Origin of the sequence: Aeromonas sp. QDB56 (assembly GCF_027705505.1) — a bacterium.
In the GTDB taxonomy this organism is placed as follows: Bacteria; Pseudomonadota; Gammaproteobacteria; order Enterobacterales; family Aeromonadaceae; genus Aeromonas; species Aeromonas caviae.
On sequence record NZ_JAPDBZ010000226.1, the window covers coordinates 1 to 3,133 of the forward strand.

Annotated in this window: 1 protein-coding gene and 1 pseudogene; both read right to left on the reverse strand. The window is 62.8% G+C overall.

What is annotated here, in order from left to right; all coding sequences use genetic code 11:
* Positions 1-77 precede the first annotated feature (77 nt).
* Positions 78-665 (reverse strand): annotated as a pseudogene (locus tag OKB81_RS19825) (prolyl oligopeptidase family serine peptidase); the annotation flags it as partial.
* Positions 665-2,803, reverse strand: coding sequence for a TonB-dependent hemoglobin/transferrin/lactoferrin family receptor (locus OKB81_RS19830; RefSeq protein ID WP_270698472.1), 2,139 nt, complete (start codon positions 2,801-2,803; stop codon positions 665-667). The pseudogene OKB81_RS19825 and the gene OKB81_RS19830, both read right to left, overlap by 1 nt.
* Positions 2,804-3,133: the final 330 nt, after the last annotated feature.

A 3,133-nucleotide genomic window follows, 5' to 3' on the forward strand; every position in this document is an offset into this window, starting at 1 on the left:
TGCGCGAGCAGCTATCACCCAGTAATGGGGATCCCCCTCCTGTGACGCGAAGCGCTAAGGTGGGGGAGGATGTCAACCAGACTCCAGAGCAGATCGCCGGCGCGGTGAGGCAAAGAGGCCAGTGTCTCGCCACTCGCCAGATCCAGCAGGGTGATGCGGTAGTCCCGATCTCCCCTGCGGTCTTCGGCCAGGGCAAGCAGTTGCCCGTCCGGGTGCAGGGCCCAGGCGGCGAGCTAGTAATACCCCTCGGCAGGTTGGCGGGGAGCCAGCCGCTTTCGGGGAGCGTCATTGGCGTCGCTGCGTTGCCACAGGCTGCCGTCCGCCTCCATGCGCCACTGGCTGCCAGCCTGGCTCAGTCAGTCGTCCGGCACTGGTTCGCCCCGCTCCCGGCCCTGCCACTCCGTCTGCAGGCGCTGCACCAGTGGCGCCTGGCCGGCGAGCTGCTGTTCGGTCCAGCGGTTCTGCTCGCGCAGCAGCGTCAGGAGGACGGGATCCTGGCGGCTGTCGTCACGCCAGCCACCATAGGGATCGAGACGGGCTATCTCCCCCTTCATCAGTTGCGGGCGCTCGGGGATGAGGGGCGCGGCCTCCAGGGTTGCCTCAGGCAGGGGGGAGGCGGGGGCCAGCGTGGCCAGCAGGCTGGCCAGGATCAATAGGCTGTGCATCAGATCCCCACGAAGGTGTAGCGCAGGCTGGCACTCAGGGTGCGGCCGCTCTGGGTGAAGAGGGAAGCATCGGTCCCGGCTTCCAGCCCGGCCACATCCTGATAGCGGGTGTAGCGGGTGTCGAACAGGTTGTCGAGCTTGAGGTTGACCTTGAGGGAGTCGGTGACCAGCCAGTCGGCCGTCAGGGCGAAACTGAGCCAGCCGGCACTTTCGAGGCAGTCCCCCTGGCGGCCGGTCAGGCTGTTGCCACAGGTGGGCACCCGGCTCATGGCGGCGGCATAGTCCGCCTGAATGCCCAGACTCCACTCATTGGCCTGATAGCTCAGACGGGTGTTGCCCTCGAGGGGCGTCAGGGTGCGCAGCGCTTCACCTTTGTTGTCCTCGCCATCGACCCAGCCGAGCTTGGTGGCGAGTTCCCACTCCTGGGTCAGCCAGTAGCTGGCGGCGAGTTCGGCCCCCCAGGTTTCGGCCTTGGCGACGTTGCGATATTGGCGCAGGATGACACCATCGCTCAGGCGCAGCCCCACCTCGCGCCAGTCGATGAAGTTGTAGTAGCGGTTGTAGAAGAGCGCTGGCTTGATGCTCCAGTTGTCCCCCTCGCCACTCAGCCCCCACTCTATGCTGTGGCTGGTTTCCTCCTTGAGCCCTGTGTTGGCGATGATCTCGAAGGGCGGCAGGGCGAAGTAGTGGGGGATGTTGCCGTACACCTTGTCGTAGGAAGGCGCCCGGAACCCGTTGGCATAGCTGAGCCAGCTGCGCCACTGGTCGTTGAAGCGGTAGCTGGTGGCCAGGCTCGGGGAGAGGTGCCAGCTGTGGTTGCTGTCGTTGCTGCCGTCCAGCGGCGTGAGCCACTGGTGATCCATGCGCAGGGTGGGGGTGAACTGCCACTGGCCCAGGCTGGCCACGTCACCGAGCCAGACTCCGGCCCTGTCGGTACGGGCGCGGCTGAAGGGGGCGGACTGGCCGGGTTGGGGAATGCCGGCCTCCAGACTCAGCTTCTCCACCGGCCGCTCGTGGGTGGTGCGCTCGAGCTCGATGCCGTAACTGAGCTGATGGGCGAGATGGCCGGTGGCGAGATCCCGGCGCACATCCAGCTCGGTACCGATCCTGTCTTCGGTGAAGGTGGCGAGTTCCCGTTCGCTGCGATAGCGCGGATAACCGCTCAGCAGATCGTTTTGCAGCAGGCTGCGCTTGTTGGCGGTGTTTTTCGAGTGATTGCCGTAGGCACTCCAGGTGAGGCTGTCGGCCAGCACGGTGTCGAGGTTGCTCGCCTCCCAGGCCAGCTTTCCCCCCTGCGTGCGTTGGCTGCCCTGCTCGTGGTACTGGCGCACCTGCCACTTGCCATCGGGCTGGGGCACTTCGCGCGGCCCCTGATTCCGTTCGGCGTTGTCCTCGAAGTAGTCGAGTTCGAGGCGCAGCAGATGATGTTCGTTCAGCTGGATGCGAGAGCTGGTGGAGGCGCTGAGGCCATCCAGATCCGCCGGGATGCGGCTCTCGTCGTAGTTAGCGGTCTCATGTCCCTGCCAGCCGGAGAGGCGCAGCAGGTGTTCGGTATCCCGTATCCGGGCGGCGCCGGTGGCGCTCAGCTTCTGCTTGTCACGGTTGCCATCGTGCAGCACCTTGCTGCCGAGATAGGCATCCTGGCCCTGAAGGTAATCTTCCGGCTGCTTGGTGCTGATGACGATGGTGCCGCCGATGGCATCGGAGCCATGGAGGGAGGAACCGGCTCCCTTGTCTACCTCTATCTGCTTGACATCGTCGAGATCGAAGCTGAAGCGGCCCACCTTGTCGTTGAGGTCGTCGGCGCCAAAACCGTCGCTGACCCGCACCCCGTCCTTGATGATGAGCACCCGGTTGCCGCCCATGCCGCGGATGATGATGTTCTGGGGGCGGCCGGCGGAGCCGGTCACCGAGACGCCGGGTTCGTTCTTGAACACATCGGTGAGCTCGGTGGCAACCTGGCGATCCAGATCCTCCTCCGTGATGACGGTGATGGAACCCGACACCTCGGAGAGCTTCTGCTCGATGCGCTGTCCCTTGACCACGATGGTTTCCCGCCCCTTGAGTTCGGGGGGCATGTCCGTTGTGTCGACCCCGGCGGGATCGCTGGCAGCCAGCGCCGTACCGGACAGCAGCATGGGCCAGTAGTGAAGAAGTCGAATTTTTATATTTGAGAATAATTATTATTTAAGCCTGAAGGGCGCGGATTATTGCAGAGGGAGTCAAGTAGATCAATAAATGACAATCATTATCATTTTGTTTTTATGATATTGATCGAATTGAATTTTTTGAGAGTTAAATCAGTAAGGTGGTGGCATACGTTTGCGAATGACGCCATGAGAAACAGGAGGACGGGTGTGGTGCGGGCAAGAAAAAGCCCGCCATAGGGGCTAATGCCAGTCAGTTAAGCCTGACTGGCATTGTTTTTACTAGGTTTTCTCGTCGCATACTTCTGTGGTTTGGCTTTG

Coding starts and splice junctions, on each gene's coding strand:
- OKB81_RS19830 (WP_270698472.1), bottom strand. CDS start 2,803: ATGCTGCTGTCCGGTACGGCGCTGGCTGCCAGCGATCCCGCCGGGGTC.